The following is a 3,244-nucleotide window of genomic DNA, read 5'->3' as shown; positions in this document are numbered from 1 at the left end:
TACCACGAAATCATAGGCTTTACTGCCGAAGATGTCACCTTTGGAAAAATAGGCATTGTAAAAGGGGTCAACGACAGCGCCGCTCAGGCACTTTTTGAAATTGAACGGGACGGCAAGCAAATCCTTATTCCTTTAAATGATGACTTTATCAAAAAAGTGGATAAGAAAAACAAAATTCTACTGTTAGATACTCCGGAAGGGTTGATTGATTTGTATATTTAAAGTTCAAAGTTCAAAGTTTCAAGCGCCAAATTTCAAACTTCAATGAGTTTTAAATTCAAACAATTCACTGTTGAACAAGACCGCTGTGCGATGAAAGTGGGTACGGATGGGGTGTTGTTGGGCAGTTGGGTTTCTTTGGAAAATAACCCGCAAACTATTTTGGATATTGGAGCAGGAACCGGTTTGATTGCATTGATGCTGGCTCAACGTAGTGATGCCGGACAAATCGATGCCATAGAAATTGACGAGGATGCCTATGAGCAATGCGTGGAGAATTTTGAAAACTCCCCCTGGACAGACCGGCTGTTTTGCTTTCATGCTTCGCTGGATGAATTTGCTGAAGAACCCGAAGACGAAAAATATGATTTAATTGTTTCCAATCCGCCATTTTTTGTGCCTAACGAAAGGGAGATTAATCTTCCCGGAAAAAGAAAAAAAGCCCGTTTTTATGATAGTCTGCCGTTTGAAGATTTGATTCATTATGCCTCACAATTGCTTTCTGAAAATGGCGAGTTGGCAGTAGTGATCCCATTTGCGGAAGAAGAGCATTTTATCGATTTTGCGAAAGCGAAATCATTTTTTATAAACCGCGTCACCCGGGTGCGAGGCACAGAAAACGCTCCCATAAAACGCAGTTTGGTGCAGTTTTCATTCAATGAAAAGCCTATTGAAGAGCAAGAACTTATTCTTGAAATCAGCCGTCATCACTATACTGATGAATTTAAGGGGTTGGTGAAGGAGTTTTATTTGAAGCTTTAAATCTCACCCCACTACAAACGACTTTTTGATTCTTAATTGCATTATTTTATAATCAACCTTCAATACAGGGATCTACTTTATGGAAAGATTTTTCTATATTTATATCTCAAAACCATACAGTTATGAAAGTTTTTTTCTTTTTCAATATCCTATTTCAGTTCTTTTTCCCTAGTTGGAGGATATCAGCTACATATTGAATGTTTCAATGAGCCTAAAGGATATGAAAGTATACAGAAAAGATTTTAAGGGCTTTTGGAGTTGTATAAAATGAATCTGATTATGAAAAGAAACTTGTTTTTAACACTTGTACTATTAATCCAATTTTTGGGAGAAGCAATTTCCCAAAATAATAGTAAAGACTTGGCACTGACAAATGCAAACGTCATTGAATTTGGAAAGGACAGTCCACTTGAAGCACAAACAATCTTAATCGTGAATGGAACCATTGTTGATATTTTCCCAACCGGCTCTAAAAATCTGTCGAATGATGTTAGGCAAATAAATTTGGATGGAAAATTTATCCTTCCGGGATTGATAGATGGGCACACCCACCTTTCAGCCAATCAAAACCGGGAAGTCGACTTACAGGCAATGCTGAAATCAGGAATTACATCAGTTCGAGATGTGGGGGGAAATGCGATGGTATATATAAACCTAAAAGAAAAAGCCCGTTCAGGGGCTTTGCATATACCGGATATTTACTTTGCAGCCACATTTTTTGGTCCGCAGTTTATGATTGACCCACGGGTGAAATTTGCCGCCGGCCCTCATGAGCCCGGCACATCTCCTTGGATGAGGTTGATAGATGATGAAACAAATTTGGAACATATTATAGATGAAGCCATTTCTGAAGGAGTAAGTGGAATAAAACTGTATTCCTCGCTCAAACCGGAACAATTGGAAGCAATAACAGAAGTCGCTCAGGCTAAGGGCTTGCAGGTATGGGGCCACGGAACTATTTTTCCGTCAAAACCTTCAGACTTTGTTAAAGCCAAACCTAATGGTATAAGCCATGCTCTTTCCCTTGTTTTTGAGGTGTATGATGATATCCCGGATGAATTCAATGATGCCGTCAGAAATTGGCTTCCACAAAAGGATATTAGCCAAGTTGATGAGAACAATGAGAGATTCCAAGAACTTTTTAAAAATATGAAGATGAAAAACATCATATTTGAACCCACCATTTCTGCCTGGAAAAACCCTGAAAACCGGCAAATCAAAGAGGAGGCTCCCAAGCTCCCTAATTTGGCAGCAGCATCTCAGATGGTAGATAGAAAAGCAATCCTTGACTGGAATGAAAGAATCACAAAAAAAGCCATTGAAGAGGGAGTAAAAATTGCTGCAGGTACAGATCAATTCACACAAATGAAATGGATACAAGATGAAATTATTTTTTTGAATGAGCTGGGACTTTCACCTTTAGAGGCTATCAAATCAGCTACGCTCACCAATGCTGAAGTGCTAGGATTGGCCAGTCAATTTGGCTCAATTGAAGTTGGTAAAAAGGCAGATTTATTGGTTCTGGATAAAAATCCATTAACAGATATTCAAAATATTTGGAGTGTTTATTTGGTTATTAAAGAAGGCGCACAAATTACGGATTGATAGAATATAGCTGAATTTAGGAGTGAATAATTTTGAGATGCTTGTTTTTATGCCTTGCTCCATGAGTTAGCTGAGAAACTCTTAGAAGAGCAAGAACTTATTCTTGAAATCAGTCGTCATCATTATGCAGATGAGTTTAAGGAGTTGCTGAAGGAGTTTTACCAGAAGCTTTAATTGTCTTATAAACTTCTTTCTTTTTTTAAGAGAATGATATCTTCCATTGTTTTAGAGCTGTCTGGAGCATTCCAGCCTTTTTCGATTTCTTTTCTTAAATCTTGAATGACTTTTTCCCTATAGATACTGTGTAAGCGCAGTGCATCCCTGATGACCTCACTGTTGTTTTGATAATCACCGGAAGAAACTTGTTCAGTGATGTATTCTTGTTGTTTTTTTGTGAAACTAATATTCATAACTTAAATGTTCTTTTAATTATCAAATGTATAAAAAGTGTCTATATATAGCAAATATAGACATAACTGTTATTTGGTTTCATAAAAGCCAAATTCCAAACGAAGCCGAAACCTGTTTGGAATTTAGTACTTGAAAAATGGAATTTTATTTATTTTCCCATTAACAACAACTCGTTGCATACCACTTCAGTGATAAAGCGTTTGTTGCCTTCTTTATCTTCCCAACTGCGGGTGGTGAGTTTGCCTTC

The 3,244-nt window shown here is 37.6% G+C and carries 5 protein-coding genes; 3 read left to right on the top strand and 2 right to left on the bottom strand.

The genetic code is table 11. From position 1 onward, the window contains the following. The 3 genes from AC6F75_RS14100 to AC6F75_RS14090 form a co-directional block, all read left to right on the top strand. Nucleotides 1-222 (top strand): ribosome maturation factor RimM (locus AC6F75_RS14100; RefSeq protein ID WP_500715725.1); only part of this gene is annotated, 222 nt, incomplete at its 5' end. A gap of 42 nt (nucleotides 223-264) precedes the next feature. After that, nucleotides 265-981 carry a methyltransferase gene (locus tag AC6F75_RS14095; RefSeq protein WP_500715724.1) on the top strand — a complete coding sequence of 239 codons (717 nt, stop codon included), beginning with the start codon at nucleotides 265-267 and terminating at the stop codon, nucleotides 979-981. 279 nt (nucleotides 982-1,260) lie between these two features. Then, nucleotides 1,261-2,586 (top strand): amidohydrolase family protein, encoded by a 1,326-nt coding sequence (locus AC6F75_RS14090; RefSeq protein WP_500715723.1) that lies wholly within the window; start codon nucleotides 1,261-1,263, stop codon nucleotides 2,584-2,586. A 179-nt stretch (nucleotides 2,587-2,765) separates the two neighbouring features. On the opposite strand, the gene AC6F75_RS14085 is transcribed toward AC6F75_RS14090, so the two are convergent. Both AC6F75_RS14085 and AC6F75_RS14080 read right to left on the bottom strand, forming a co-directional pair. Beyond that, a complete protein-coding gene (locus AC6F75_RS14085; RefSeq protein WP_500715722.1) occupies nucleotides 2,766-2,996 on the bottom strand; it encodes a type II toxin-antitoxin system ParD family antitoxin in 231 nt (76 codons plus the stop codon). 149 nt (nucleotides 2,997-3,145) lie between these two features. Beyond that, a partial coding sequence (locus tag AC6F75_RS14080; RefSeq protein WP_500713158.1) for a single-stranded DNA-binding protein occupies nucleotides 3,146-3,244 on the bottom strand: 99 nt, incomplete at its 5' end.

It is taken from the genome of Planktosalinus sp. (assembly GCF_059864935.1).
The sequence above is the reverse complement of the archived record's forward strand: the minus strand, read 5'-3'. Positions and strand labels throughout refer to the sequence as shown.